The organism is Paenibacillus helianthi, assembly GCF_001909055.1.
In the GTDB taxonomy this organism is placed as follows: Bacteria; Bacillota; Bacilli; order Paenibacillales; family Paenibacillaceae; genus Paenibacillus_AQ; species Paenibacillus_AQ helianthi.
In genome coordinates this window covers 106,786-131,719 of sequence record NZ_LVWI01000033.1, presented here as the reverse complement: position 1 = coordinate 131,719, position 24,934 = coordinate 106,786, and the positions used below count along the sequence as shown (strand labels likewise).

Genomic DNA, 24,934 nt, shown 5'->3' with positions numbered 1-24,934 from the left:
CCCGAACCCGAACCCGAACCCGAACCCCAACCCCCCCAGGACATAAAGCTAAACTTACTCACGTACGCTTCGCTGCGTTCGCTTGTTTAGCAAAAACAGGGGCAAAGGCAAGACAAAGACAAGACAAAGACAAGACAAAGACAAGGGCAAGATAAGTATCTATCGTCTCGCATTCACCCACAGATGCACAAGTGGGGGGGAGAGATAGATATGAAGAAGGTCCAACAAGCGAGAGAAATAGATCAATACAAAAGAAGGCCTCAACAATCGGGACCTTCTTTTGTGTTATCGTATTTGATTACAGCTTATTCAGTGAATACCTAATTGAACTGAGAGAGTAATTCTCTGCAGGAGTTATTGCTAAGTGGAATTTGTATACCTAATTCGCCTGAAGCGTCGCCACAACGAAGTTTAGTTGGAATTTGTATACCTAATTCCAATAATTCATCTGTTTGGTAGAATTTCGGCTGATTTAGATATACTTTTTCCCACTAAAGCCGCTAGAGAAGGGCAAAACCAAGGATTAGGTATACTTTTTCCACTTTGGCTGGACGCGTCAGACTAAACACCTACTGGATGAACAGGCTGCTCACCAAGTAGTATCAGTCAGTTAGTATATCTGTTCATTTATTTTCCAGTTCATCCATCATCTGTCTTCCAGTCCGTCCGCCTCTGACAGCCCCGAGAGGAGTATGCCTACAGTTACTTCGGTGTTCGGGTTGGCATGAGCCGCTTAGCAGGTCAGTTTTCTATGTTACATGCACCTGCACACTGGCTCGGAGCAGCCTTAACGATCCCGGCCGGTAAAATACTGCAGCAGCGTCTCCAGATCGGCATGCGCCGGGTAGCTGGAGAGCTGCTGGATGATTCCGGCGGCTTGCGTCAGATAGTTCTGGCTGACCTCTTCCGTGCGGGCCAGGGCGTCATTGTGGACTATCAGGGCCAGTACACGAGCTACCTCCTCATCCGATGAGGAGGGGCCGATAGTGCGAATCACCGGAGCCAGCTCGGGGTCTTGCAGGGCAAACAGTACTGGAAGTGTAACCTGGCCATGGCGCAGGTCGCTACCGGCCGGCTTGCCAAGCACATCGGCAGACTGGGTGAAGTCAAGCAGGTCATCCTGGATCTGAAAAGACATACCCAGCGCTTCGCCAAAGTTGTAAAGCAGGTTCGCGACTTCCTCTGTGCTCTCCGTAGACAGCGCGCCGACCCGCAAGCAAGTTGCCATCAGCAGGGCGGTTTTGTTACGGGATTTCTCCAGGTACTCTTCAAAAGTAAGATTGTAATCGTAGGCATGCTCCATCTGCTGGTATTCTCCCAGACATAACTGAGCGGTAGCCACGGCTGACAAATCATGAACATACCGGTTTTTGTCACCGGTGTATTTGCTGAGCAGCTCGATCACCCGGGCGGACATATAATTCCCGATATGCACCGCAGATAGTACTCCGGTCTTGGTGTGCAGAGCAGGAGCGCCCCTGCGCAGCTCAGCATCGTCAATAATATCATCATGAATTAATGAGGCGGCGTGAATAAATTCAGCAGCAGCAGACAATTGAAGCGTTCTGCGGCCCGAAGGCTTGCGTCCAAAACGGCCGCCGACGATGACCATCAGCGGCCGGAGCCGTTTGCCGCCGGAGCCGGTCAGCTCCAGAATGCTTTGTGCCAGCTGTGACTTTTTGGGTACGTCTTTATCACGGGCTACAATATTCTGAATTTCATGGTTAATTTCGTTCAGGTCTATATTTAAGGCTTCATGCAGCTTCATCTTTACGGTTCCCACCTGTCAAATGGCTTTGCTGGTGCGGCTGTGCTGCCTTCGCTCCTGGATCAGGAACTCTTCAATGCCCGCCGCCGGATTTTGTTCTGCGAAGTCTCCATTTGACCGCGCGATTTGCAATTTTTTAATCGAAGGAGCCAGATAAGCAACCAGGTCCAGTTCACGGCATTTCACTGCGAATTGCAGATAAAAGCTATACAAATAATCTCCATCCAAAATGTTGCGGGTCAGGTCAGGATGATGTGGGGCACATTCCATATGGCGTTTAGCCGCCACAATTAGAATGATATAAATACCTAGCAAATGGACTTTGCGGTCATATTCCAGATCATGGCGTTCCAGTGCCGAGAGCAGTTGCTCACATTCTGACGGAGAGAGATGCAGTTGAATTCCGGCGATCGGTGACATTTCAGTCTGAAGCAACCGGAAGCTGTCTTCAATGAGTTTTCTGTTCACAAGATTCTCTCCTTCTTGTCGGTTTTGCCGGAAGAAACCATAGCCTTGATTATCCCTACAAAACCCTTTGTTAAAACCAAACAAATCTGTGATGGATTATGCTAGTACCTTGATAAATAAGGAGAGTAATGTGTCCTACGGACACATTACTCTTAAGATCATCATATTCAGCTGCAGCAACACAAAATACACATAAGTTACTGTTATTATTTATTAAACGGTGACAGAAGCATTAAACAACGGGTATTCACATCAGTCTGTAAACAGATACCATCGCCGTACAAGCGGGATTCGTTTCCACTGCTTCTTGAGCCAAGGCAGGACATAGTAGTCCAGACCGAAGACGCTACCCGATCCGCCAATGCACGCGATAGCTGCTCCAACGTACCAGAGCATTTCTGTTGAAGCCATCTTGGTAGACCAAATCATAACGGCCATACCTATGGTCGCTATGGAAGAGATAGCTGTAAACAAACCAACGATAAGCATAACACCGAAGACGATTTCGGCACAAACCATGCCGATTTGGAACCATTTAGCCAGGGCTGTATAATCTGTTCCGCCACTGTTATAGAACATCAAGTTCATAAACCAATGGGTGATATCATAAATCCATCCTGGAACCCATAAAGCTTCAACCGCTTCCTTGGCAGTTGTTACTGCGGAAGCTGCGGATTGGGCATCCACTGTATCCTTGACGGCATCGACGGCAACGCTGGCCGAGGAGGCAGCATCCGTAAGATGTGCAGGAGCAGGAATCAGGAAAATCTTATTCGGATCTTCCCAGATCTTTCTGAGCTTGTCTATCCCTTCATATAACCACATGCCCCCAAGCAGCATACGGAGCGGAACCAGCCAGAAATTCGGGGAACGTTTGGAGAAGTAGCCGCCCACGAAGCTCTTGCGGTTCTCTACATGGAAGAATTCATGCATCATGTAGGTCCATACTTTGTTAAAGCCTACGACTTGAGACAAATAGAACATATTGATGAAATGCTTGGACAGCATTGCCATGAATCCGGTAAGCATGAAGAACTTGCCTGGAAGACCTACGTTGGCAACACCGTAGCGGCTGCCGATGGAGACCATGGTGCCATGGAAGCCTGGTTTGTAGGCTTTTTTGGCGGTACCGCTGATGTCTGCTGCAATGTTGTTCGCAATGACCGGAGCGGCTTGTTCAGCATTTTCAACCATCTGCGGAACCGGACGGGTTTCGCCTTCAGGAATGAAGAAGATGTTATCCCCTACTACGTAGACATTCTTATGGTCAACACTTTCCAAGTGCTCGTTGGTAACGATGCGTTTACGCCCTTGCTGTTGTACTTCAAGGCCGCCAACGATTTCGGAACCTTCTACACCGGCAGTCCAGACAATTGTCTGGGAATCCACGATGTTTTTCTCGCCGAGGGCTACACTGCCGTTGCCCACTTCAGTGATCTTGGCACCGGTAACGATTTCGACGTTCAGCTTGCGCAGACGGGCTTCAGCCTTCTGAATCAGCTTATCCGGGAGGATAGGCAGGATCTTCGGAGCCATATCGGCAACGATCAGACGTACTTCGGATGGATCAATGAAGAACTCCTTGCACAGCTCTTCGCGTTGCTCAGCCATTTCCCCAACCAGTTCGACACCCGTGAAGCCAGCACCGATGATGACGAAGGTCAACATTGCACGGCGGACAGCAGGATTTTTCTCCTTGGCGGCTTTGGTGTACATATCGCGAATCTGGCGTTTGAGCGCAACCGCATCATCGTAAGACCAGAAGGAGAAGGTGTTCTCTTCAGCTCCGGGAATTCCGAAGAATGTAGGTTTGCTGCCTGTTCCGATTACCAGGTAATCATAAGCATAGGTCGCCTTGTCGGATTTCAGCTTCTTGCTCTTGAAGTCAATATTGCTGATCTCATCCAGAACAACATCCACTTTCAGACCGGCAAAAATTTTCTTCAAATCAATTTTGATTGAATCCTCAGGCGCACGGTTCGCGGACACCTCATGCAGCTCAGTCAAGAGAGTGTGATAAGGATTGCGGTCGATCAGCTTAATTTCTACATCTTTGTTGTTCTTATACTTCTTTGCCAGTTTCTTAGCCGTGAGTACGCCGCCGTAGCCGCCGCCCAAAATGACTATTTTTTTCAAGAGAAACTCACCTCATTCATCTGATTAGCTGCAAAAGGGAAGCGAATGTTATTTCGCGCCTTCAAGTGCTTTTTCTGCAAGTGTAAAGTATTCGCCAACGTGGATGGAAACACCGGAAATTGCATCAGTTTTGCCTTCTGCATCCAGTTTAGGAGCAGCACCTTTGTTTTCAAGGAAGTATTTTTCGGCAAGAGCAATTTCTTCGTGCCATTCAGCAGAAGCGCCGCCGGCTTTCATGCCGTATTTGCCATCAATGGAAAACTGTTTCTTGTCATCGCCTGCAGCGTTCACGCCGCTGAAATTAGCAGCTACGATATTTCCGCCTGCAACCGTAATTGCAACAGTGGATTTCCAGCCGGATTTAGCATCCATTTCGCCTTCAGCAGTGTAGCCACCGTCTTTGTATGGTCCAAGTTGTGCAGGACCTGCAGCCAGGGCAGCTTGAGATGCGGTAACAAAGTCACTTACTCCAACGGAAACGCCGGAAATGGCATCGGTTTTGCCTTCAGCATTTACAACTACTGCTGCAGGATCTTGTTTTTCAATCAAAAAGGCTTCAGCTTTAGCCGCTTGCTCATGCCATTCAGCTTGGCCGCCGCCTTTGGATACCAGTCCGTATTTACCATCTTCAGAAACTTTTTTCTTCAGATCGCCAGCTTTTTTAGTATTGAAAGCATCCCAATCTGCTTTGGTGATTTTTCCGCCTTCAACAGTCAGCAGAACGAATGATTGCCAGCCTGTTTCTTTGTCAGCTGGTGCTGTTCCGTAATATGTTCCATCTTGATACTTACCTGTTTCAGCAGTTGCAGTGCCGGCGTCGGATGCAGCAGGTGCAGCGGACTCGACAGGGGCATTAGTAGCTGCCGCGTTGTTACTATTGTTGTTGTTACCACAGCCTGCGAGCAAAGTACCAAGTACAAGAGCGCTCGACAAAATTACAGAAGCTTTTTTCATTTTAGTATGACCTCCAAAGAAATAGTTTAAAATATATATATTAAAATGTAAAACATTTTAATAGTAATTGGAAGTGATAAAAATCACTTTATAAATGACATTTATCACTTTTGAATCCGTCCAAAGACCCTTTTTGTAGCAGCCTTATGACATATATCGGCGTATAATAGAAAAAAATTTAATTATCTCGTTTCATCTTCGATGGCATTTTAGCATAAGCAGGACGTAATACATGTGAAAATAATCACTTAAAGATAAACTTTTTTATTGACAGTTGAATTATATCAAATTTTAAAATACTAAGATACTAGTTTAAAGAGACTATTATGTGACAGAAACCGACGGGGGCGGCTGTTCTTTTCCGCGGCCGGGATTAGATTCATTTTTAAGGATCGGGGGTAATGATTTTGTAAGACATGAGCCTCTGGTCATACTAAAAAGACACCTAAGGAGATGAGCATGTAATGGATAGTAATGTAATCAAGGGAAAGTGGATGCAGCTTAAAGGTGAGGCCAAGAAACAATGGGGACAACTCACAGATGATGATCTTGATGTTATCGACGGTGAGAAGGATAAGCTGGTAGGCAAACTTCAGGAACGTTATGGCCATACCAAAGATGATGCGGAAGCGGAATACCGCAGCTGGGAGCAATCCATCCGCCACTAATATAACACACCCTCAAAACAGGATAATCACATAAACAGGAGAGGCGATGTCTATGTATAAATCCCATGTCGTAACCGGCAGAATTATCGAGATCAACGCTGATCGGGTACTTACACAGCAGGGAGAGATGTTCTGCAGTTTTCATCCCCGGTACTATATGCTTCCGGATGTTGAGACATGGACACCTGAGGAATGTGACCTGAAAGAGGAGCCTATAATCCTATTGCATGAGCAGAGCGGAGGCCAGAGCTTGAAAAGCCGCTGGAGTTCTATAAGGCCCTGGTTTCCGCAGCATAAGAAGAGCGCAAATCGTATCTGATTTGCGCTCTTCTTATGCAGAAAGGCATATATCGGAGAAGGATTTGGGCCTTGGTTCGCAGGTATTAATGGGACTGTGATTTCATGTATTGATCCTACTATTATGGTACTATGATTGATAAGAATTACATATTTGTAAGCGTTGAAGGAGTGGTGCTATGGAATACTTGAAGATTTTTTTTATGAACACAGCTCTGCTGATTACTGTCGCTTATCTGGCGAATTTAATATATAAGCATACTATTTCGCATGCTCCAGAGACTGTCAAAAAGGCAAGCTGGGTCGTGCTTTCCATCTTTGCCGGTTGGATCACGATATTGTTTGGCTACAGACTGCATGAGAACGCCATCTTTGATTTGAGGTTTGTGCCGCTGATTATTTCTACTCTTGCATTTCCCCAGCCCTTTATTCTAATTATCATCGGTGTTGGCATAGGCTTGACCCGTCTCATCTTCGGGATGAACGAGGCGGCGGTAGCAGGCGTGCTGAATTTATCGATTCTGGGCTTCGTCTGTGCCGGGCTCAGCTACTGGGTGCGCCGCACCACGGTTACGATTGTGGGTAAGGGTCTCCTTATCATTCTGGTTGTGAATCTGATGAATGCGGTGAATATCATTGTTTTTGGAGTGATACCGGATCGGGTGTACATAACGGAAATTATGCCTATCACACTGCCTGCCGGGATTGTTCTCAGTATGCTGTTTTCGCTGATCATCCGTGATTTCCAGCTTGATCTGCAGCGCACGGGCCAGGTAGTAAGGGCGAACAAACTGCTCTCCGCACAGGCGGAAGAGCTGCACAAGAATAAGATCGTGCTGGAGGAAAGGGCGAAGCAGCTGATGCTGGCCTCCCAATTTAAATCGGAGTTTTTGGCTAATATGTCCCATGAACTGCGGACACCTCTCAACAGCATCATTAATTTATCGCAGATTATTGAAGAAAATGATCAACAGCTCACCCCGGAGGAGATCACCGAATATGGCTCGATCATTCACCGGTCCGGCGGAGATCTGCTGGCGCTGATTAATGATATTCTGGATCTCTCCAAGGTAGAGGCGGGCAAGCTGGATGTGGTTAACGAGGAGTTGAATGTCAGCGAGATTCCGGAATTGCTCGCGCTTCAGTTTACTGTGGTGGCCAGAAAAAAAGGATTGGAATTCAATATTAACCTTAGCGAGGACGTCCCCGCGGTAATTCATTCCGATCCCCAGCGGGTGCAGCAGATTCTCCGTAATCTGTTATCCAATGCGTTTAAGTTCACTTTGAACGGCTTTGTATCGCTGAATGTTCGAATGATAGAGCGGTCAGAAGGGCAAGCCCTGAAGCGCTGGGTGGTCTTTGATGTACAAGACAGCGGAATTGGAATCGCCGCCGACAAGCATACGGTAATCTTTGAGGCCTTTCAGCAGGCGGACAGCAGCATCAGCCGCAAGTATGGAGGGACGGGCCTCGGTCTGTCCATCAGCAATGATCTGGCTAAGCTCCTGGGCGGCTACATTACACTATCCAGCAAGGAGGAACAAGGTAGCCTCTTTTCCCTATATTTGCCACTGTGATCGTCCGGGCAAGAAGGTGCTTGGAAGTCCAACTTTATTTGTGATTTTGGCGTATTGACAGGAGCTTGATGCGGAGTAGAATGAAGCAAAAGCCGCATCAAAGGAGTGTTATCACCCCCATGAACATCATGAGAAACAGGCTTGGCGGTTCGCGTCCAAAAGTTCTCCGCAAAGCCTCAGTACATCGTAAGAATCTGCAGATCGCAACGTTTGAGGGGATACCATCAACGATATTTCAGGTGCTGCTCCAAGGGCAGTTTCTGACAGGCTTTCTGTTATATCTAGGAGCCAGCTCCAGCCAGATAGGTTTTGTGATTGCACTTACTACACTGGTTAATGTAGCGCAGATAGGTGTGGCTTTTCTGATTCAAAAGCTGCCGAGCCGCAAATGGGCCATGGTAACCTTTATCGGCTTACATAGGCTGCTCTGGGGCTCCACGGGGCTCGTTCCGTTTATTTTTCCTCAAGAGCACTGGGTCACCGCATTTATCGTATTATATACGATTGCATTCATTGCCAATACAGCCGGTGGTGTTTTGTGGAGTTCTGTGATCAGTGACCTTGTTCCCGCACGGGTGAGGGGCCGTTACTTTGGAATCCGCAATACGTTTCTGAATGCCCTGGGAAGTCTTGTGATGTATGGCGGAGGCATTGTACTAGACCGTTATCCGGGAGGGCACGGGTTTCTGATTCTGTATATTGTGGTCTGGATTTTTTCCATCTCTAATATCATTGTGTTCTTTTTCTATCCGGACGTACCGTTTGAGAAATCGGAAGAGAAGGACTTTCTGCCGATGCTCAAGAAACCGCTGCATGACACGTTGTTCATGAAATCTACGCTGTTCCTGTCCGCGTGGCTGCTGCTGCAGAACCTGACAGTGCCGCTCTATTCCTATGTCATGCTGCAGCTGCTGAATATCAATTATGAGACCTTGTCCCTGCTGAACGTCTCACAGACGATCTTTATGATGGCAAGCTTCTATGTGTGGGGGAATCTGAACGCCAAGTACAGCAATAAGCGGCTGCTGCTCTGGACATTGCCGATCATTGCCATATCCTCGTTGCTCTGGGGGCTGCTGTCTGTAATGCCGATGCTGCTGGTGCTGTTCGCCGCCCATATTGTGTTCGGTGTGGGAGTAGGAGGCTTCAACCAACTGGCCTTTAACTTCATCATTGGCGATACACCAAAGAAAGAGCGGCCAATGTATATGGCGATGTATGCGGCTCTGACTGGACTCGCTGCGTTTTTTGGACCGCTTATCGGAGGGCGGATTTATGAGTGGATACAAGAATGGCCGCAATGGATGCAGGTATACGGGATGCAGATTATCGTAGGGACGCTGATGCTTCTTCTCGCACTGCTGCTGGGCCGGCGTATTCTGAAAGACTAACTGCAGAGGATGGCCAGGTCTTCCTCTTATTTCGGATGAAAGGAGACCATTCAATGACGAAAATTGCAGTAGTGCTGGGGGCTACGGGTCTTGTAGGCCGTGCGCTTACGGAAGATCTGCTGAATGGGGGTTGGGAGGAAGTGCGTGTGCTGGTGCGCCATCCGATGAAGCTTCAGCATCCCGGACTGAAGCAGGTTATCATCGACTGGGAGCAGCTCGCACAGTACAAGGAACAGTTTGCCGGTGCTTCTGCTGTCTTCTGCTGTCTCGGAACAACCATCAAGACAGCTGGCTCGCAGGAGCAGTTCGAACGAGTGGATCTGGAATATCCGCTTGCTGCTGCGTCACTGGCCAAAGCAAGCGGCGTGAAGCAGTTTCTGGCGGTTTCATCGATGGGGGCAAGCGTCAAATCGCGCAATTTCTATTCCCGCACCAAAGGGAAAGTGGAGGAGGGGCTGATTGCTGCCGGTTTTCAGGGACTTCATCTGTTCCGCCCTTCCCTGCTGCTGGGAGAACGTGAGGAATCCAGGCCCGGTGAACGGGCAGCCGCCGTTGTGATGAAGGCACTGGACTTCGCCATGGTCGGAAATGCAGCCAAGTACCGGGCAATACCCGCAGCGAAGGTGGCTAGAGCAATGAGGAACATCGCCCTTGCCGATACGCGCGGTGTTCATGTCTATACCAACGAAGTCATTCATGTAATTGGAAAAGTGGAGGCCTGAGGTTTGCAATAAGCTTGGCTCAGGACGTACAATGGGACATAAATCATACGTACATAGAGAGATCACTGTCTTGTACAGCAAACAGGAGGAGAACATGAGCAAAAAACAGGTAGCAACCGCAAAAGCCCCAGGCGCAATCGGCCCTTACAGTCAGGCGATCATGGCCGGGAACTGGGTATACACTTCGGGTCAACTGGGTCTGAACCCGGAAACAGGGGCTCTGGCAGAAGGTGTAGAGGAGCAGGCCCGTCAATCGCTAAGCAATGTGAAGGCGATCCTCGAAGAGGCTGGCGCATCCCTTGAGCATGTAGTGAAGACGACCGTGTACCTAAAGGACATGAATGATTTTGCGGCTGTAAACGAAGTGTACAGCACATTCTTCACGGAGCCATATCCGGCACGCAGCGCTGTTGAAGTTGCACGTCTGCCAAAGGATGGACTTGTAGAGATTGAAGCGGTAGCCCGGAAGAAATAAGCCTAAGGGTTATGAGAGTCCCTGAGTGTTTCCGTACCTTGGAGCACTCAGGGATTTTTTTTGAACAGATAAGTTTGAACAGATAAGAATGAACCTCAGAATTTACTCCGGCGTGGTGTCAGCAACAGCCAAATGCTGTAGAGCAGCAATAAGCCGGCAGCGACTAGCCCCGTAATAAACACACTGCCGGTATCTTTATGCTCCAGGGCAATGGCGATGAAGGCCCACACGAAGACCAGCGGATAGATACTGTCCCGGTAAGGGAAACTGACAATAACAGCGAGCAAAGTGCCGACACAGAGCATAATTACGGCCCAGGTGGAATCACTTAACCCGAAGCCGTCCCACTGGTTCTTTTCCAGGACGACACTGACATTGACAATAGTGGCAACGGAGATCCAGCCCCAGATAGAGGCTGAACGGCAGCTTGACCAGCCATTGTTCCCCTGGAGTGGGGCTCGTGATGCTGCGGGTTTTGCGGTAGATGACAATCAGTGTAATCAGCATCAGCAACATAACCGCGAGGGACAGTTCAATATAGAGATATTGCCAGAGGAACAGCCAGCCCATATTAAAGATGTAGCTAAGCACAAACCAGATGCTGATCGGCCGTACGGAATCCCGGGAGCTGGTACCCTGCCGGAATGGATAGACGATGAAGCCGGCGAGCAGCAGATAGATCAATGACCAGATGGAAAAGGCATAGCCGGCAGGTGTGAGCAAGGTATGATACCTGTCCGAAATTTCACTGGTGCTGTTCCCGCCAAGCGGAAGGGTCACCGATAGGGTATTTACGACGAGTACACCAAGGAAGAACAACAGATTCCACCATTTATAAGAATTGTTTCGACTCATTTTCATTCACTCCCTAACCCTGATTATTTAGTGCTGAAGCCGGCGTCTACATAGAATATACCCGCATTCACAGCTGATAAGACCATTTTTGGCAAAAAAATGACCAGAGGGTCATAAAGTTTTCGGATAGCAGTCCGGTAACGCTGGGTAATATGTATTAAAGTAAAAGCCGCAACAGCCGAAGGGGGAAAGCAAGCATGGAGAGCAGTGAAGCGATTCGTCCCGAGAAAATGGGTCCGCTGGTTATGAAGGAGACCTGGAATACACCTGGAAGCTTGGTATCCTGGGAACGCTCTGAGAATATATACATTGTCCAGGGAGAACGCGGAGGCATTGTTTTTGTCTTTTTGAATGACGAAATATTCCGGATGAAGGTGTTTCGGGACAAGGTGCCTGATCTGACGACGACTCCGGCGGTGCTGGCCGAGAGCTGTATCCCGCACTTGTTCCCTGTGGAGGAGAATAACGATCAGCTGACCTTTACGACCAGTGCAATCAAGCTGATCGTTGAGAAAACGTCCCTGCTGCTGCGTGTGGAGAACATGGACGGAGAGATTGTTATGCAGCAGAATCTGACGAGCTGGAATCCGCGCGGCGCGAGCCACGCAGAATATGATATGCAGCCGGACTCTCACTTTTACGGGCTGGGGGAGAAGGCAAGCTTTCTCGACAAACGCGGGGAACGCTACACCAACTGGAACACCGATGTGTTTGCCCCCCATTTGCCGGAAATTGAAGCTCTATATGAGTCCATTCCGCTGCTCATTCATGTGCATGGCGAGCTGTCTTATGGCCTTTTCCTGGACAATACGGGCCGGAGCGACTTTGACATGCGCTCGCACGGGGTGGCGTTTACCATCGGGTGCTCTACGGGCGCCTATGATGTCTATTTCATTAATGGCCCCGAAATAAAGGATGTGGTCAAAAGATACACCTCACTGACCGGACGGATTGCATTGCCGCCCAAATGGGCTATTGGCTATCACCAGTCACGCTACAGCTATATGAATCAGCAGGAGGTGCTTCAGCTCGCCCGGACCTTCCGCGAAAAGAACATTCCGTGCGATGTCATTTATCTCGATATCCACTATATGGATGAATACCGGGTGTTCACCTTCGATCCGGTCAATTTCCCCGAACCTGAGAAGATGATTGCCGAGCTGGGCGAGCTGGGGGTGCGGATTGTGCCGATAGTAGATCCCGGTGTCAAAAAAGACCCCAATTATGAAATATATAAGCAAGGGGTGCTGGAAAAACATTTTTGCCGTTTCCTGGAGGGTGACATCTTCTTCGGCGAGGTCTGGCCAGGGATCAGCGCGTTTCCCGATTTCAGTGATGTCCGCACTGCCGAGTGGTGGGGCGATCTGCACAAATACTATACCGACCTGGGCATTCAGGGCATCTGGAATGATATGAACGAGCCTGCGGTGTTCAATGAGTCGAAGACCATGGACCTTGATGTGATGCATTTCAACAATGGCCGTCCGGTCACGCACGAGGAATACCACAATCTGTACGGAATGATGATGTCTAAGGCTACGTATGAAGGACTGGCGGAGCATATGGGCGGCGAACGTCCTTTTGTACTGACACGGGCCGGGTATGCGGGAATTCAGCGCTATGCCGCTGTGTGGACCGGGGATAACCGCAGCTTCTGGGAGCATATGGCGATGGCCATGCCGATGGTACTCAATATGGGGCTGTCCGGTCTCGCTTTCTCGGGGCCGGACATCGGAGGGTTTGCCCACCATACCTCTGCCCAGCTACTGGTGCGCTGGACGCAGATGGGGGTCTTTTTCCCGTATTGCCGCAATCACTCTTCCATCGGCACGCTGCGCCAGGAGCCCTGGTCATTCGGGGAAGAGGTGGAGGCGATTCTGCGGGAGTTCATCGGACTGCGCTACCGCTGGATGCCGCATATCTATAATCTTTTCCATGAAGCTGAAATGACGGGCCTGCCCGTGATCCGCCCGCTGATTCTGGAATACCCGCGTGATCCGCATGTGACGAATCTGTGTGACCAGTTCCTGCTCGGGGAGAATGTGCTGATTGCTCCAGTGTACCGGCCGGACACGGACCACCGCTCCGTCTATCTGCCGGAGGGGCTGTGGATCGACTATTGGGACGGAGAGGTTACCGAGGGCGAGCGGCATATTTTGGCTGCTGCCCCGCTGCGGATTATGCCGATGTACATCAAGGCAGGGACTTTTGTGGCCGAAGGACCGCTTAAGCAGTATGCGCTGGAGGATACGGCCGAGACGATGATCTTTCATCTGTATGGTGCCCGGGCGCGGGAGGGGTTCTTGGCCTCCTTTTCCCTCTATGAGGACGACGGACATAGCTTCAGCTATAAGGAAGGGCACTACTCGGAGATCAGCGTCCATGCGGAGGGAGAAGAGGGGGAACTGCGCCTGGGCTGGACCTATACGGTCCGCGAGTATGCGCCGCGAAGGGAAATGCTGCGCTTTGCGCTATGCTATCCGGAATTCACTGCATCTTCTGTAGACGGGCTTGCCGAAATCAGCTTGGAACAGCTGGAGGAGGGCCGGACGGGCTGGGCACGCAACGGCGGAAATGGCGCGCTACTAGTCCAGGTGAACGATGATCCTGATGGCGGGGAGCTGCGTATTCAGGCAGCGAAGGAGTAGAGAAGGCTGATAAGAAGGAATCGGGAGGACTGCTGATAGGAAAGACTGCGAGGGCAGGAAAAGACTTGCTGATAGTCGGACCTTTAGGATGTAAAATATGCAGGTCCAGGCCATTGGGCCACCTTGAAGGGTGGGCTTCTTACTTCTTGGGAAAGCCTGGATTCCCTTCGTTGGAGATAAGGGGGGAGAGAGTCAGGGGGCAGCGGGTAGTGAAGTGGAATTAGTGAACTTAAATGGGCTCAAAGGCACTTTGTAAAAGGTATTAGTGGGAATTAGTAAACTTAATCTAAGTGAATTCATCTGAGAGGGTGCGAATCGGTCAGATTAGGTTTACTTTTTCCCACTAGCATTTGTGGGGAGCGGTAGGGGGAATAATTAGGTTTACTTATTCCACTTGGTCTTGCCGCTTGGTTCAACGTGATCCGGAATGACTAGAGGAAGCATAGGGCTCTGCGAGCAGGAACGGGCAGGTTGCAACCATGTTCGGACAAACGAGGGGAACCGCTAAATCAACCGCTATTTAGCGGTTTTTTGGCATGGATTGGGCGGATGAAGAGGGATTGGCTACCATAATGAGTGGGTAAATCCGCAAAAAGCAGATAAATCTGCAGAAAAAAGTGCAGAAAGGTTTTTAAATATCTCCTTTTTCGTATAAGATGAAGGGATGAAGAAAAAAACATTTGGCAATCCGGGGGCCGTTCATTCAGACTCTCCGGTTACCTGTAACTATATTTCTTGCGGAGAAGGATTCAGTCTTCCTGATGGGGGGCAGACTGGCTCTTTCTGTTTGCTCAAAAAGAATGGAGATCATCAATGATTAAGCATCTGTATGCAATATGGTTAGGGGACGTATTTTTCTGCTTCTCTGGCGAAACCTCGGAGCCCAAGGTAGACGCATGGACGCGTGTGGTCAAACGGCTGGAGCTTCGGAGCGGCTGGCGTCCTTTTGCGGGTGCTGCACTGAGGCTCACGGAGGTGAAATATCCGGTTGCCGCCTCTGCGGAAGGGAGAACCACGCGGCGCGGCTTGCCGGGGCGGACGCTTGAGGGGTTGGCCCTCGCGCCGAAGGATGCCTTCGAGCTGCTGCTCGGCTGGGACGAGCAGCTATGCCGCAGCCAAGGCCTGGAGCCGGGCGGGGAGCTGCGCTATTGGGCTGCCGCCGCCCGCTTTGCGCTGGAGCTGATGGGCACAGGCGGTATTGTGCCGGGGGCGCTGCCGCCCCGGCCGTTAGGCTCCCGCCGCCGCGGAGGAGAACAGGCGGCGTCGGCTGCCTGGTCTCCTGCCTTCCGGCAGGAGGCAGACAGGGAGCTGTTCCTGCAAATGGCGGCATCTATGCCGGTGCTGGCGCTCGGAACGCATGTGGCAGAGGAAGGCGACCTGTCTTCCCGTGAAGATGCCGGTGCATATGTGCTCTATTCCTTCCTGCAGTCGGTAATGACTGCGGAGATCAAGCGGGTTGTTGCACAGAACGAAGTGAAGCTTGCACCGTACAAGGCGAACTACCGGCGCGGCTACTCCCCTCTGACAGAGCTGTGGTGGAACAGCCTGCTCACGGGTAGCCGCGATATCCCGGTACAGGGAACACAAGCCGAAGTGACGGAGCTTCTGGCTGCAGTGAACGGAACCGCCGGCAACGAAGTGCCGCATGCGGAGACAGAAGAAGCACGCAGCGGACAGCTCAGCCTGGGGCTGCGTCTGGAGCCGCCCGCGGACGAGAACGAGGATTGGCGGTTGTCCTTCTGGGTGGAGAGCCGGGAAGAGGGGGAATTCTGGCTACCAGCCGCGGCAATCTGGAGCAGCCGTGAACGCGAATTCATGCTCTGGGGCAAGCGGTACCGCAATATTCAGCAGCAGCTGCTGTCCGCACTGGGCCGGGCAGGCAAGCTGTCACCGGACATTCAGCGGGCGCTGACCGTACCTGCTCCGGACAGTGTGAAGCTAACGCCGGAACAGCTCTATTTGTTCCTGAAGGAAAGTGTACAGCCGCTGCGTGAGCGGGGCATTACTGTGCAAATGCCGTCCCGCTGGAGCCGTGAGGGCCGGCGGCGGATCGGAATGAAGATGAAGATGCAGCCGCCGGCTGGCGGAATCGACGGCCCCGCCCAGGCTGCACTGGGCATGGAACAGCTGATTTCCTTCCGCATAGAAGCTTCACTGGGGGATTCGGATGTCACTGAGGACGAACTGAACGCATTGGTGGAGGCTGGCGTACCTTTTGTACGGTTCCGCGGGGAATGGATCGAGATTGATCCGAAGGAGCTCCGCCAGGTGCTCAGATACATGAAGCGTAATGAAAGCGGAGAAATGTCGGCAGCAGACTGGATGCGTCTGGAAGCCGAAGCAGGCGAGGAACGGCTGTGGAAGGGGATGTCGGTGACCGGAATGGAAACCACCGGTCTGCTGGCTTCGCTTATGCAGGGCGACATGCTGCGGCATCTCCCGCTGCGTCCGGTCCCTCCCGATTTACACGGAACGCTCAGACCATACCAGGAACGCGGGTTTCAGTGGCTGGCCTCGCTGAGCGGGTTAGGCTTCGGGGTTTGTCTGGCGGATGACATGGGACTGGGAAAGACGGTCCAGGTGATTACCTGTTTGCTGGATCGCGCACTCACTGCGGAGCCGGAACAAAAACACGAGCCTGTGCTTATTCTGTGTCCGACTTCCCTGCTGGGGAATTGGCAGCGGGAACTGCAGCGTTTCGCGCCTTCGCTACGGGTGCACATTCATCATGGGGGGCGCCGGATTCGCGGCGAAGGCTTCGCCCAGCTTGCGGCCAGTCACGAAATCGTCTTGACCACGTATCATCTCGCCGGACGGGACAGTGAGGATCTGGCAGGTGTAAGGTGGTCAACGGTGGTCCTGGACGAGGCGCAATACATTAAGAATCATCGTACCAAGCAGGCACAGAGCGTGATGAAGCTGTCGGCGCCGCACCGTATTGCTATGACGGGTACTCCCGTAGAGAACAGACTGGGCGAGCTATGGTCTATCTTTCACTTCCTGAATCCGGGATACCTGGGAACGTACCATTCGTTCCGCCAGCGTTATGTTTCCGGAGAAGGAGGAGAGCGGCTGCGCGAGCTGCACCGCCTCGTGTCGCCTTTCCTGCTGCGGCGTCTGAAGAGTGATCCGGATATCTCCAAGGATCTGCCGGAGAAGCTGGAGCTGAAGCAGTACTGCGCGCTCACAGAAACTCAGGCAGCGTTGTATCAGGGAGTAGTCAATGAAATGCTGGGCGTAATCGGAGAGCGCTCGGGTATGGCCCGCCGGGGTCTGGTGCTGTCCTCTCTGACCAAGCTGAAGCAGATTTGTGATCATCCGCAGCTGTTCCGCAAGGATGAGGGGCGGGGGCAACGCAGTGAGGCTTCGGGCAAAATGGACGTCATGTTCGAAGTGCTGGACAGTATCGCCGAGCTTGGAGAATCGGCACTCATCTTTACCCAATATGTGGCGATGGGCGAGCTGCTGGTCAGCAGACTGGCCAGACGGTATGGCAAAGCACCGCTCTTTCTGCATGGCGGGGTCCCTAAGCGGGAACGCGATGAGATGGTGCATGCTTTTCAAGAGGGGGAAGGCCCTGCCTTCTTCGTTCTCTCGCTCAAAGCCGGTGGTGTCGGGCTGAATCTGACCCGGGCCAACCACGTGCTGCATTATGACCGCTGGTGGAATCCGGCAGTCGAGAATCAGGCGACCGACCGGGCTTTTCGGATCGGGCAGCACAAAAATGTGCAGGTGCATAAGCTGATCTGCCAGGGAACCCTTGAAGAGAGAATTGATGAGCTGATTGAACGTAAAAAGAATCTCTCAGAGCAGGTCGTCGGCTCCGGCGAAAACTGGCTGACCGAGATGTCGAATCATGAACTTAAAGAGCTCATTGAGCTGCAAGGGCAGGACTGGATGTAGCGGATACGGACGAAATAAAGGAGGAATCAGCAATGAGCGGAGGGCTTGAGCTTCGGCTGGACATCCAGCCCGGTAGGGTAAAAGCAAGAAGTCTTCAGGGGTCCGGGTCAACGCCGGAACTGCAGGGTGTGCGAAAAGCAGCATCAGCCGTACAGGAGCCGGAAGCCGCAGCGGTTCTTTCTTTGGAAGTTCCGCCATGGACGGCTGAACGGAAAAGAACGGTTCTGCGCGAGCTCGCTGCGCATCCGGGAGAGCTGTATGGACTTCTGCAGGGAGAGTTGAGCGTAAGGCTTGCCGGGCTTGGCCTGCTGCCTGCAGAGGAGGAGCTTGCCTCTGCGGTCTTCGGGCAAGAGCTCGGCGCCGCAGACAAGGCCCGGCTGCAGACCCTGCTGACGCAGCGGCTGACGGAGGAGCCGCTGCTGGCTCTGTCGTTGCGCGGCCTGGGAAAGGAAGAGCTGCTGGCAGGCGTATTTGGCCTGTGGGCCGAAGCCGGCACCGAAGAAGAAGGAGAAGCTGTGCCGGACGCTTCAGGTGCACTAGCTGCGGAGCTTGCCCGGCTGGAGCGCAAGGGTCCTGCGGTCGCCTCAGGAGAATGGATGGCAGAGGCTGCCGCCGAAGGCTCGCTTCACCAGCCGGGGCCGCTGTTTCACGAGATCGCAGCCCGGCCGTTTCCGGTGTCTCCAGTGGTAGCCGTGCCAACAGAGGATTGGAAGTCCCTTCTTCCACAGACCCCCGGAGCGACCGAAGGGCTGGCGCTGATCATGCGGGAAGTAGCCGAGGCGGCTGCCCGCCGGGCTGCCGGGCTAAGTAAGATGTGACCATGAAGCGGAATTATACGAAAGGCAGCATATGAACAGGTTACCCGCTGTTCATATGCTGCCTTTTTAGATGATATAAGTCCTAATTTTGTTCAGGGGTCTTATTTCGTGGAGGGACCTTCCGCCAGCTCCAGAATCTCCCGGCGGAGGCGGAGCATTTTCTGGTCCAGTTCATCGGCGGCGCGTGCCGCTTCCTTCAATTCCTCGGCGACATGGGGAGGGAGCTGCTTGTCGAATTTATAATATAGAATATGCTCCATGCTGGCCCAGAAATCCATCGCAAGCGTGCGCAGCTGAATTTCGGCCTTCACCCAGCGGGTTCCCTCCAGCAGCACCAGCGGCATGGCTACAATGAGATGCAGACTTTGATAGCCATTGGGTTTGGGGTGGGCAATATAATCCTTGATCTCCAGCACCCGCATGTCTTCGCGTGCACACAAATGGTCGACCAGACGGTAGATATCCTTTACAAAGGCGCAGACGATCCGCATGCCTGCGATATCATGAATGTGCTGCTCCATATTGTCCAGTGTGAATTCGTGCCCTTTGCGTTCCATCTTCTGCAGAATGCTCTTGGGCTCCTTGATCCGGCACTTGACATGCTCAATCGGACTGAAACCGTCGCGCACCTGCCATTCCGTCTTGATGATATCAATCTTATTCTCAAGCTCATTCAGTGCATGGCGGTAGAGCGCCGGCAGCGCTTTGAAGCTTTCCATCTGCTTGGCGAAGTCTTCGCTCATTTGCCACTTCTGCAAATCCTTGACATGTACCTGCAACTGATTCAGCGTAACCTGTGTACTATCGTTTTCTTCCACTGAGACTCTCCCGGTATTCATGATTTGTGACTGGTTCATAATTATATTTTAACCCATGTAGAGCCCTGGAAGCAAAAAAATAAGACCCGGTTCCTCTGGATGAATGCCGGGGAGTCCGGGTCCTGAAATGGAAGAAAAGCAGCTCGCGGCCAGTTTTGCAGAAACATTTTGACGTCCGCCGCGTATTAGCACACATAAAGTTTCGGGCAGGCGCGTAGTTATTTGTTGGTAGGCGATCCCCCATCATAGCCTGTGTCCTCGTAGCCGGTGTTGGCAAGCTTCGGCAGAACATTCAGCTGTTCGATTGTCTGACGGGTCTCCGGGGTGCCATGGCGGTGGACATACTGAAATACCCGGAGGGTCTGATCGTCGAACTGGTTAATGGCCTCATCGTGGTCTGCGGACTTGTAGGGCACAAACGCACGCCGGAAGGCATACTCGTCCTCCCTGGCCAAATCCTTGAGGATATCCTGAAGCCCTGTCAGCTCTTCAGCGGTTAGCAGGACCTCATACTCACCCGAGTCATTACGCACATCCTGAATGAGGCCATGACTTACGGACACGAAATAGCGTTTCTTGTCATCGCCATGCAAGTGTAATCCCTCCATCATTCGATGTTTCTCGCTAAAACGGGTACTGTCCTTAGTAGGACGGAGAAGCCGTTTTCACGTAGTATTATACACAGAATGACAAATAATGAATCTGGCCGGGACATTTGGTATGATAGAAGCACAATTCCGCTTCTGCAAGGAGCGTAAAGGGTTAACTACACTATACGAGGCTGCGATCAGCCCGGTTCTCACTCTGGAGAAGGAGGAACTTACAATGAATTTTTTGCAACGGATCAAGGACGGTGCCAGCCGGGTGAGCGAAAAAGCGCAAAGCTCGGTGGAAATTGGCAAACTGAATGGTCAAATATCGGATATTGAGCGTGAGATGGAAATGGAATTTATGAAAATGGGAAAGCTTTTCTACGATGGCTTCCGTTTAAGGGATATGTCGGTGGCGGAAGGCAAAATGGTGGAACTCTCACGGGGCTGCTTCAAGTTTCAGGAGCAGATTGACGAGCTGCGTGCACGTATTGCCGAGCTGAAGAATGAACGTCTCTGCGCCTGCGGGCATGTGGTCGCTCTGGATGCTAATTTCTGCCCGCACTGCGGACGCAAGTTGGAGGGCATCTCCCCTAGAAAAGAAGCGGCGGCAGTGAGCGTACATACCGTTCATGAACACGAAGAGGAAGAGGATGAATACTACGGCGAGGACGAATTAACCGAAGCCGAAAAAGAACTCGCGATGAGACATGAGAATCGTGCCGTGTACACCGAGGTGCTTCCTGAAGAGGAAGAACTGCCTTTGGAGAATTATGCCGGAAATGCCCAGCATGAGGAGCGCAGCCGCCGCGAGGCCGATGAACTGGAGCGTGAACGCGAGCGGCAGCTTGAGCTGGACCGGCGGATCCGGGACTGGAAGGCCAGTGAACCGGAGGAAGCGGCTGTCAGTGAGGGCAGCGGTGTGCGCGACATCGTGAAATGCCAGATCTGCCGGGCTGATCTGCCCAAGGGCTCCATGTGGTGCCCGCGCTGCGGTTCAGAGCAACTATAGACAGAGTCAGAGACAGCTTAGGGGGACACATAGATGGAACAGTTGCTGCTGCATCTGCGCAATTTGGGCTTCACGGAGATGGAGTCCAAAATCATGATCGAGCTGGCCACCAAAGGCCAGGCTTCGGGCTACGAGGTCGCCAAACAGCTCGGAGTATCCAGATCCAACGTATATGCGGCGCTGCAGCGCCTGACTCAGCAAGGATATGTAAGATGCGGTGAAGGGGAACCGGCGCGTTACAGCGTGCTGGACCCGGAGGAGCTGGCGACAATGATTTCCGGCCGGGTACAGGCATCGCTGGCTTATATGGAGAGTGAAATGCCCCGCGGCGGGCCGGTAAGCCCGTCCTTTTATAATGTCGAGGGTGACCGCAACGTAATGGGGGCGCTGATCCGCCAGCTGAATCTCGCCCGGCAGGAGATCGTGGTTGATGTATGGCGCGAGGAGGCTTCGCTGCTGCGCAGCGAGCTGGAGCAGGCGGAACTGCGCGGAGTGAAGCTGCTGTGGGCTTTTGACGGCGGCAATTCCGTTCCCGCACCCTATCCGGCCTGGCCGCCACTTGGCGGTAAGCTGGCTAGAAGCGGGGGGCGCAAGTTTTCTTTTGTCATCGATAGGAACTGGTGTATGCTGGGCATGCGTTATGAGGATGGAACCGCACAGGCGGTGGTCACGGAGCATCCAGTGCTGGTGGAGCTCTTGCTGAATCACTTTACACAGGAAATGGTGCTTTTTGAACTGGAAGAAGACATGGGAACTGAACTGACCAGGCGTTACGGTGAGCGCTACAGCCGGATTTTCGGTAAATATGTGCTGCATGACCCGTCTGGGGAAGAAGCGGAGAGAACCGGAGAGCAGGTTGCAGGGGAGATGCGGTCCGAAGATTCTCCCGATTAGTGAGCGCTGCGGAGCCGATATTAGCTTAGGGAGGTGAAAAGCATGGAGTGTATCGTCCATTTTGAGGTGAATCATACCGAAGGCGTGAAGCCGCTGCGCGGTCTGCTGTTTCTGGACGAGGGACAGATTCCTGGAGAGAAAGAGCTGGTTGATATGTTCAAGGATATGAAGTTTGATGTACGGCTGGATGACCGTGAGAAGCTGATCTTTAAGCCTGTAAATCCCGGGGAAACCTACTCGGAGATTCGCATCACTAGCTTTGATAATGGAAAGACAGACGGCAAAGAGGATCATAATCTGAAGTCGATCGTCGGCAACCTGCTGCCGCAGAAGCCCAACGGGCTGTAAGTAAGGTGCGAGTAAGGAACATGGGTCCATGGGATGGGAGAAGGAGGGGCACAGATGAAGTTGTTGAGACAAAAGGTTATAAGTGAAGGAATTGTTCTCGGACAGGGCGTGCTCAAGGTGGATTCTTTTCTGAATCACCAGATGGACCCGTTTCTGATGCGTGAGGTTGGGCGTGAGTTTACCCGCCGTTTCGCGGGGGAAGAAGTGACGAAGGTGCTGACCATCGAATCCTCCGGGATTGCGCCAGGCATCATGACCGCGCTGGAGCTTGAGGTTCCGCTGATTTTTGCCCGCAAGCAGAAGTCCCTGACCCTGACGGAAGATATATTCGTAGAAAAAGTATATTCGTTCACGAAAAAAGAAAGCAATGAAATTACGGTTTCCAAAAAGTTCATTGCTCCCGGCGAGCGGGTACTGATCGTAGATGATTTCCTGGCCAACGGCGAGGCAGCCTTCGGGCTGGCACGGATCGTTGAGCAGGCAGGCGGGACGGTGGCGGGAATCGGCATTGTGATCGAAAAAGCGTTTCAGCCCGGGAACAGGCTGCTTAAGGAAGCCGGCTACCGCGTGGAATCGCTCGTGCGCATTGCTTCGCTGGATGATGGCATCATCACCTTTGTGGAGGAGGACGCGGAGCTCTCTGACTGAGGTTCCGGCGGATAAACCGTCCATCGGCAGATCAGGATGTCCCTGTGCGGGGGCTTCGGACCCGTGGAATACTGTATGCATAGCCATAAAATCAAAACGAACCCTATCGCCACTTTGCAGTGGAGAAGGGTTCGTTTCTTTGTTAAGAGAGGGAAGCGGCGATTGTTGCGAAGCATCCGCTGTGCATGCCGCTTGGCAGGCCGCTTGGCAGGCCGCTTGGCAGGCTCGGCCGGGATCTCGCCGTACAACGTACCCGCCTAGCCGCTCGCGGTGCAGGAGCGGGCTACTCCGTCAGCGCTCAGCGCAGCGGCTAGCGGCGAGAGCACGCGCAGCGCGCCCGGCTCACAGCGCACCGCCAGCGGCGCTGTGCCCAGGCTCTCGCCGTCGCCGATGGCCTGGCGCGGCTCAGCGAAGCGGACGGCTACGCTGCGTCCGCGCAGCATGGTCACGAAGGGCAGCGTGGTATGCTTGCCCTTCACGACCGTCGGGAACAGCCGCAGCAGTTGCCCGCGGCTGACCCCGTGCACGACGCAGACGTCGAGCAGGCCGTCATCGGCCTTCGCCTGCGGGCAGATCAGGAGCCCGCCGCCGTAGCTGGGCAGGTTGCAGATCGAGACAAGCCAAGCTGTCTCGAAGGCCTCCTCTTTCCCGTCGCAGGTCACGCTCACACGGCAGGGCTTGAAGGTCATCAGCGTATGCAGAATGCCGATGAGGTAGGCCAGTTGTCCAGCCCTGATGGCGTTGCATAGCCGCTTGTAGCGGCTGTTGTTCACATTGACGGCCACCTGGGCGTCAAAGCCGCTGGCCACGGCGGTCAGCGTCAGGCCGTCCTCGCCTGACAGCACGTCCGCTGTCAGGCAGCGGTCCTGCAGCGCGGCGTCCAGCGCGGCCTCCGTGGCCAGCGGGATGCCGAAGCCGCGGGCCGTATCGTTGCCGGAGCCGGCGGGGATTACCGCCAGCGCCACGCCTCTGCGCCGCAGCGCGCCCAGCACGCTGTGGATCGTGCCGTCGCCGCCGATCACGATGGCGGCGCGCCAGTCCTCGCGGTGCGCGAGCGCATGCAGAACCTGGGACTCGGCGCTGTCCGCGCTTTGCGTGAACAGTGCTTCGTAAGCGGTTCCGCGAGCCTGAAGCATGGCTTCCACGGCATGCCAGGTCCGCTCACCTGCCCCTCCCCCGGAGCGGGGATTTATGATCAATAAATACATGAATGTTCCTCCAGCCTGCAGATTCCTGTATGTCCTGATTCCATTGTACGGAGGAGCGGAGCAAAAGGGAATCTTTTTAGCAAGGATCAGCAAAGACCCGCTGGCACCCCGGTAAGGAACCGGGGTGCCGTTATAGCTTGCGGAGCTGATTTTCTGCGATATCCCCTACCCAGGGCAGCCTATACCACCTTCCACCCAGTGCGTGGTAGATCATCAGCAGCCACACGGCGAACGAGCACAGTGAGATGAGGGCGGCGAAGAATGGACCCAGCAGCGGAATGAATCCGCACAGCACATGGATAATCATCAGCACGCCGAAGGCGATCAGCGACTGAAGTGCATGGAACAGCACGAAGCGGCTGCGTTTTTCAAGAGCGAGAAATACAATCCCGCCAATGAACGGGAAAAAGTAACAGAGGGCAGCAGCGATATGGTCCGGTAATCCGGTGGAGGATTTGGTAGGGGACAAGGGCTCACTCTCCTTGGGTGTGGTGGAAGAAGGCAGATTGCCTATTCCTGCTTCCTTACAAGCCTATGAGAGGTTCGTATAAAGTATGTGGCTGCCAACGCCGCAAAGTTAATCCGATTGCCCCTAAAAACCGATGTAATTAGTAAGCACTCTGGTAATGGGCAGTGAACAAAGCGCATACATACGGCTGATATTTTTGCCAGGACTGGGCATTATATCAACATCAGCACCTGTGCAGCCCTCACTGAGAGTCCTTTCTGTTCACGG

23 protein-coding genes are annotated in these 24,934 nt (G+C 52.8%); 13 read left to right on the top strand and 10 right to left on the bottom strand.

Annotated features, from left to right (window positions below; all coding sequences use genetic code 11):
* Nucleotides 1-787: 787 nt before the first annotated feature.
* The 4 genes from A3844_RS09705 to A3844_RS09690 all read right to left on the bottom strand — a co-directional run bounded on the left by A3844_RS09705 (nucleotide 788) and on the right by A3844_RS09690 (nucleotide 5,326).
* Nucleotides 788-1,768 (bottom strand): polyprenyl synthetase family protein, encoded by a 981-nt coding sequence (locus A3844_RS09705; RefSeq protein WP_074107297.1) that lies wholly within the window; start codon nucleotides 1,766-1,768, stop codon nucleotides 788-790.
* An 18-nt stretch (nucleotides 1,769-1,786) separates the two neighbouring features.
* The gene (locus tag A3844_RS09700; protein WP_074086740.1) at nucleotides 1,787-2,236 is read right to left on the bottom strand and encodes a hypothetical protein; all 450 of its coding nucleotides are present in this window, start codon (nucleotides 2,234-2,236) and stop codon (nucleotides 1,787-1,789) included.
* Nucleotides 2,237-2,488: 252 nt separating this feature from the next.
* Nucleotides 2,489-4,372, bottom strand: a complete 1,884-nt coding sequence (locus A3844_RS09695) for an FAD-dependent oxidoreductase (protein WP_074086741.1) — start codon at nucleotides 4,370-4,372, stop codon at nucleotides 2,489-2,491.
* A 48-nt stretch (nucleotides 4,373-4,420) separates the two neighbouring features.
* Nucleotides 4,421-5,326 carry an FMN-binding protein gene (locus A3844_RS09690; RefSeq protein ID WP_074086742.1) on the bottom strand — a complete coding sequence of 302 codons (906 nt, stop codon included), beginning with the start codon at nucleotides 5,324-5,326 and terminating at the stop codon, nucleotides 4,421-4,423.
* A 464-nt stretch (nucleotides 5,327-5,790) separates the two neighbouring features.
* Here A3844_RS09690 and A3844_RS09685 point away from each other — a divergent pair, with 464 nt between their 5' ends.
* The 6 genes from A3844_RS09685 to A3844_RS09660 all read left to right on the top strand — a co-directional run bounded on the left by A3844_RS09685 (nucleotide 5,791) and on the right by A3844_RS09660 (nucleotide 10,456).
* Nucleotides 5,791-5,994 (top strand): CsbD family protein, encoded by a 204-nt coding sequence (locus tag A3844_RS09685; protein ID WP_074086743.1) that lies wholly within the window; start codon nucleotides 5,791-5,793, stop codon nucleotides 5,992-5,994.
* Between the two features lie 46 nt (nucleotides 5,995-6,040).
* The gene (locus A3844_RS09680) at nucleotides 6,041-6,313 is read left to right on the top strand and encodes a hypothetical protein (protein WP_143192056.1); all 273 of its coding nucleotides are present in this window, start codon (nucleotides 6,041-6,043) and stop codon (nucleotides 6,311-6,313) included.
* Nucleotides 6,314-6,470: 157 nt separating this feature from the next.
* Nucleotides 6,471-7,868 carry a sensor histidine kinase gene (locus A3844_RS09675; protein WP_074086745.1) on the top strand — a complete coding sequence of 466 codons (1,398 nt, stop codon included), beginning with the start codon at nucleotides 6,471-6,473 and terminating at the stop codon, nucleotides 7,866-7,868.
* Between the two features lie 119 nt (nucleotides 7,869-7,987).
* On the top strand, nucleotides 7,988-9,259 hold the full coding sequence (locus tag A3844_RS09670) for an MFS transporter (protein ID WP_083606779.1): 1,272 nt from the start codon (nucleotides 7,988-7,990) through the stop codon (nucleotides 9,257-9,259).
* 53 nt (nucleotides 9,260-9,312) lie between these two features.
* Nucleotides 9,313-9,981 (top strand): NAD(P)H-binding protein, encoded by a 669-nt coding sequence (locus A3844_RS09665; protein ID WP_074107295.1) that lies wholly within the window; start codon nucleotides 9,313-9,315, stop codon nucleotides 9,979-9,981.
* Nucleotides 9,982-10,075: 94 nt separating this feature from the next.
* On the top strand, nucleotides 10,076-10,456 hold the full coding sequence (locus A3844_RS09660; protein WP_074102759.1) for a RidA family protein: 381 nt from the start codon (nucleotides 10,076-10,078) through the stop codon (nucleotides 10,454-10,456).
* Between the two features lie 95 nt (nucleotides 10,457-10,551).
* Here the strand turns inward: A3844_RS09660 and A3844_RS33890 are convergent, their stop codons facing one another.
* Together A3844_RS33890 and A3844_RS09655 are read right to left on the bottom strand one after the other, a co-directional pair.
* Nucleotides 10,552-10,761 carry a hypothetical protein gene (locus tag A3844_RS33890; RefSeq protein WP_341864887.1) on the bottom strand — a complete coding sequence of 70 codons (210 nt, stop codon included), beginning with the start codon at nucleotides 10,759-10,761 and terminating at the stop codon, nucleotides 10,552-10,554.
* A 19-nt stretch (nucleotides 10,762-10,780) separates the two neighbouring features.
* The gene (locus tag A3844_RS09655; RefSeq protein ID WP_341864886.1) at nucleotides 10,781-11,311 is read right to left on the bottom strand and encodes a TspO/MBR family protein; all 531 of its coding nucleotides are present in this window, start codon (nucleotides 11,309-11,311) and stop codon (nucleotides 10,781-10,783) included.
* Between the two features lie 197 nt (nucleotides 11,312-11,508).
* On the opposite strand from A3844_RS09655, the gene A3844_RS09650 reads away from it, so the two are divergent.
* The 3 genes from A3844_RS09650 (at nucleotide 11,509) to A3844_RS09640 (ending at nucleotide 18,680) form a co-directional block, all read left to right on the top strand.
* Nucleotides 11,509-13,959: a glycoside hydrolase family 31 protein gene (locus A3844_RS09650; protein ID WP_074107294.1), complete on the top strand. Its 2,451-nt coding sequence runs from the start codon at nucleotides 11,509-11,511 to the stop codon at nucleotides 13,957-13,959.
* Between the two features lie 813 nt (nucleotides 13,960-14,772).
* Complete coding sequence (locus A3844_RS09645) at nucleotides 14,773-17,862, top strand: DEAD/DEAH box helicase (protein WP_074086750.1); 3,090 nt, start codon at nucleotides 14,773-14,775, stop codon at nucleotides 17,860-17,862.
* A gap of 32 nt (nucleotides 17,863-17,894) precedes the next feature.
* On the top strand, nucleotides 17,895-18,680 hold the full coding sequence (locus tag A3844_RS09640; protein WP_074107293.1) for a hypothetical protein: 786 nt from the start codon (nucleotides 17,895-17,897) through the stop codon (nucleotides 18,678-18,680).
* A gap of 101 nt (nucleotides 18,681-18,781) precedes the next feature.
* Here A3844_RS09640 and A3844_RS09635 read toward each other — a convergent pair whose 3' ends face one another.
* Nucleotides 18,782-19,423: a GTP pyrophosphokinase gene (locus A3844_RS09635; protein ID WP_244169740.1), complete on the bottom strand. Its 642-nt coding sequence runs from the start codon at nucleotides 19,421-19,423 to the stop codon at nucleotides 18,782-18,784.
* Nucleotides 19,424-19,716: 293 nt separating this feature from the next.
* The gene (locus tag A3844_RS09630; RefSeq protein ID WP_244169735.1) at nucleotides 19,717-20,109 is read right to left on the bottom strand and encodes a hypothetical protein; all 393 of its coding nucleotides are present in this window, start codon (nucleotides 20,107-20,109) and stop codon (nucleotides 19,717-19,719) included.
* Between the two features lie 214 nt (nucleotides 20,110-20,323).
* Between A3844_RS09630 and A3844_RS09625 the strand changes: the two genes are divergently transcribed.
* Genes A3844_RS09625 through A3844_RS09610 form a run of 4 tightly spaced genes read left to right on the top strand, consistent with a single transcriptional unit; the run spans nucleotide 20,324 to nucleotide 22,990 of the window.
* Nucleotides 20,324-21,100 (top strand): zinc ribbon domain-containing protein, encoded by a 777-nt coding sequence (locus A3844_RS09625; RefSeq protein WP_074102769.1) that lies wholly within the window; start codon nucleotides 20,324-20,326, stop codon nucleotides 21,098-21,100.
* Between the two features lie 33 nt (nucleotides 21,101-21,133).
* Entirely contained in the window at nucleotides 21,134-21,994 is an 861-nt protein-coding gene (locus A3844_RS09620; RefSeq protein WP_074102755.1) for a TrmB family transcriptional regulator, read from the top strand.
* Between the two features lie 42 nt (nucleotides 21,995-22,036).
* Nucleotides 22,037-22,342 (top strand): hypothetical protein, encoded by a 306-nt coding sequence (locus tag A3844_RS09615; protein WP_074086754.1) that lies wholly within the window; start codon nucleotides 22,037-22,039, stop codon nucleotides 22,340-22,342.
* A 54-nt stretch (nucleotides 22,343-22,396) separates the two neighbouring features.
* Complete coding sequence (locus A3844_RS09610) at nucleotides 22,397-22,990, top strand: xanthine phosphoribosyltransferase (RefSeq protein WP_074086755.1); 594 nt, start codon at nucleotides 22,397-22,399, stop codon at nucleotides 22,988-22,990.
* 257 nt (nucleotides 22,991-23,247) lie between these two features.
* Here the strand turns inward: A3844_RS09610 and A3844_RS09605 are convergent, their stop codons facing one another.
* Both A3844_RS09605 and A3844_RS09600 read right to left on the bottom strand, forming a co-directional pair.
* Complete coding sequence (locus tag A3844_RS09605) at nucleotides 23,248-24,198, bottom strand: diacylglycerol/lipid kinase family protein (protein WP_074107292.1); 951 nt, start codon at nucleotides 24,196-24,198, stop codon at nucleotides 23,248-23,250.
* Between the two features lie 130 nt (nucleotides 24,199-24,328).
* Nucleotides 24,329-24,667: a DUF4870 domain-containing protein gene (locus tag A3844_RS09600; protein WP_074107291.1), complete on the bottom strand. Its 339-nt coding sequence runs from the start codon at nucleotides 24,665-24,667 to the stop codon at nucleotides 24,329-24,331.
* Nucleotides 24,668-24,934 lie beyond the last annotated feature (267 nt).

Bases quoted from the DNA above. Each gene is read 5' to 3' on its own strand.
- A3844_RS09705 (WP_074107297.1), bottom strand. From the start codon at position 1,768: ATGAAGCTGCATGAAGCCTTAAATATAGACCTGAACGAAATTAACCAT.
- A3844_RS09690 (WP_074086742.1), bottom strand. From the start codon at position 5,326: ATGAAAAAAGCTTCTGTAATTTTGTCGAGCGCTCTTGTACTTGGTACT.
- A3844_RS09685 (WP_074086743.1), top strand. From the start codon at position 5,791: ATGGATAGTAATGTAATCAAGGGAAAGTGGATGCAGCTTAAAGGTGAG.
- A3844_RS09680 (WP_143192056.1), top strand. From the start codon at position 6,041: ATGTCTATGTATAAATCCCATGTCGTAACCGGCAGAATTATCGAGATC.
- A3844_RS09675 (WP_074086745.1), top strand. From the start codon at position 6,471: ATGGAATACTTGAAGATTTTTTTTATGAACACAGCTCTGCTGATTACT.
- A3844_RS09670 (WP_083606779.1), top strand. From the start codon at position 7,988: ATGAACATCATGAGAAACAGGCTTGGCGGTTCGCGTCCAAAAGTTCTC.
- A3844_RS09665 (WP_074107295.1), top strand. From the start codon at position 9,313: ATGACGAAAATTGCAGTAGTGCTGGGGGCTACGGGTCTTGTAGGCCGT.
- A3844_RS09660 (WP_074102759.1), top strand. From the start codon at position 10,076: ATGAGCAAAAAACAGGTAGCAACCGCAAAAGCCCCAGGCGCAATCGGC.
- A3844_RS33890 (WP_341864887.1), bottom strand. From the start codon at position 10,761: ATGCTCTGTGTCGGCACTTTGCTCGCTGTTATTGTCAGTTTCCCTTAC.
- A3844_RS09655 (WP_341864886.1), bottom strand. From the start codon at position 11,311: ATGAGTCGAAACAATTCTTATAAATGGTGGAATCTGTTGTTCTTCCTT.
- A3844_RS09650 (WP_074107294.1), top strand. From the start codon at position 11,509: ATGGAGAGCAGTGAAGCGATTCGTCCCGAGAAAATGGGTCCGCTGGTT.
- A3844_RS09645 (WP_074086750.1), top strand. From the start codon at position 14,773: ATGATTAAGCATCTGTATGCAATATGGTTAGGGGACGTATTTTTCTGC.
- A3844_RS09640 (WP_074107293.1), top strand. From the start codon at position 17,895: ATGAGCGGAGGGCTTGAGCTTCGGCTGGACATCCAGCCCGGTAGGGTA.
- A3844_RS09635 (WP_244169740.1), bottom strand. From the start codon at position 19,423: ATGAGCGAAGACTTCGCCAAGCAGATGGAAAGCTTCAAAGCGCTGCCG.
- A3844_RS09630 (WP_244169735.1), bottom strand. From the start codon at position 20,109: ATGATGGAGGGATTACACTTGCATGGCGATGACAAGAAACGCTATTTC.
- A3844_RS09625 (WP_074102769.1), top strand. From the start codon at position 20,324: ATGAATTTTTTGCAACGGATCAAGGACGGTGCCAGCCGGGTGAGCGAA.
- A3844_RS09620 (WP_074102755.1), top strand. From the start codon at position 21,134: ATGGAACAGTTGCTGCTGCATCTGCGCAATTTGGGCTTCACGGAGATG.
- A3844_RS09615 (WP_074086754.1), top strand. From the start codon at position 22,037: ATGGAGTGTATCGTCCATTTTGAGGTGAATCATACCGAAGGCGTGAAG.
- A3844_RS09610 (WP_074086755.1), top strand. From the start codon at position 22,397: ATGAAGTTGTTGAGACAAAAGGTTATAAGTGAAGGAATTGTTCTCGGA.
- A3844_RS09605 (WP_074107292.1), bottom strand. From the start codon at position 24,198: ATGTATTTATTGATCATAAATCCCCGCTCCGGGGGAGGGGCAGGTGAG.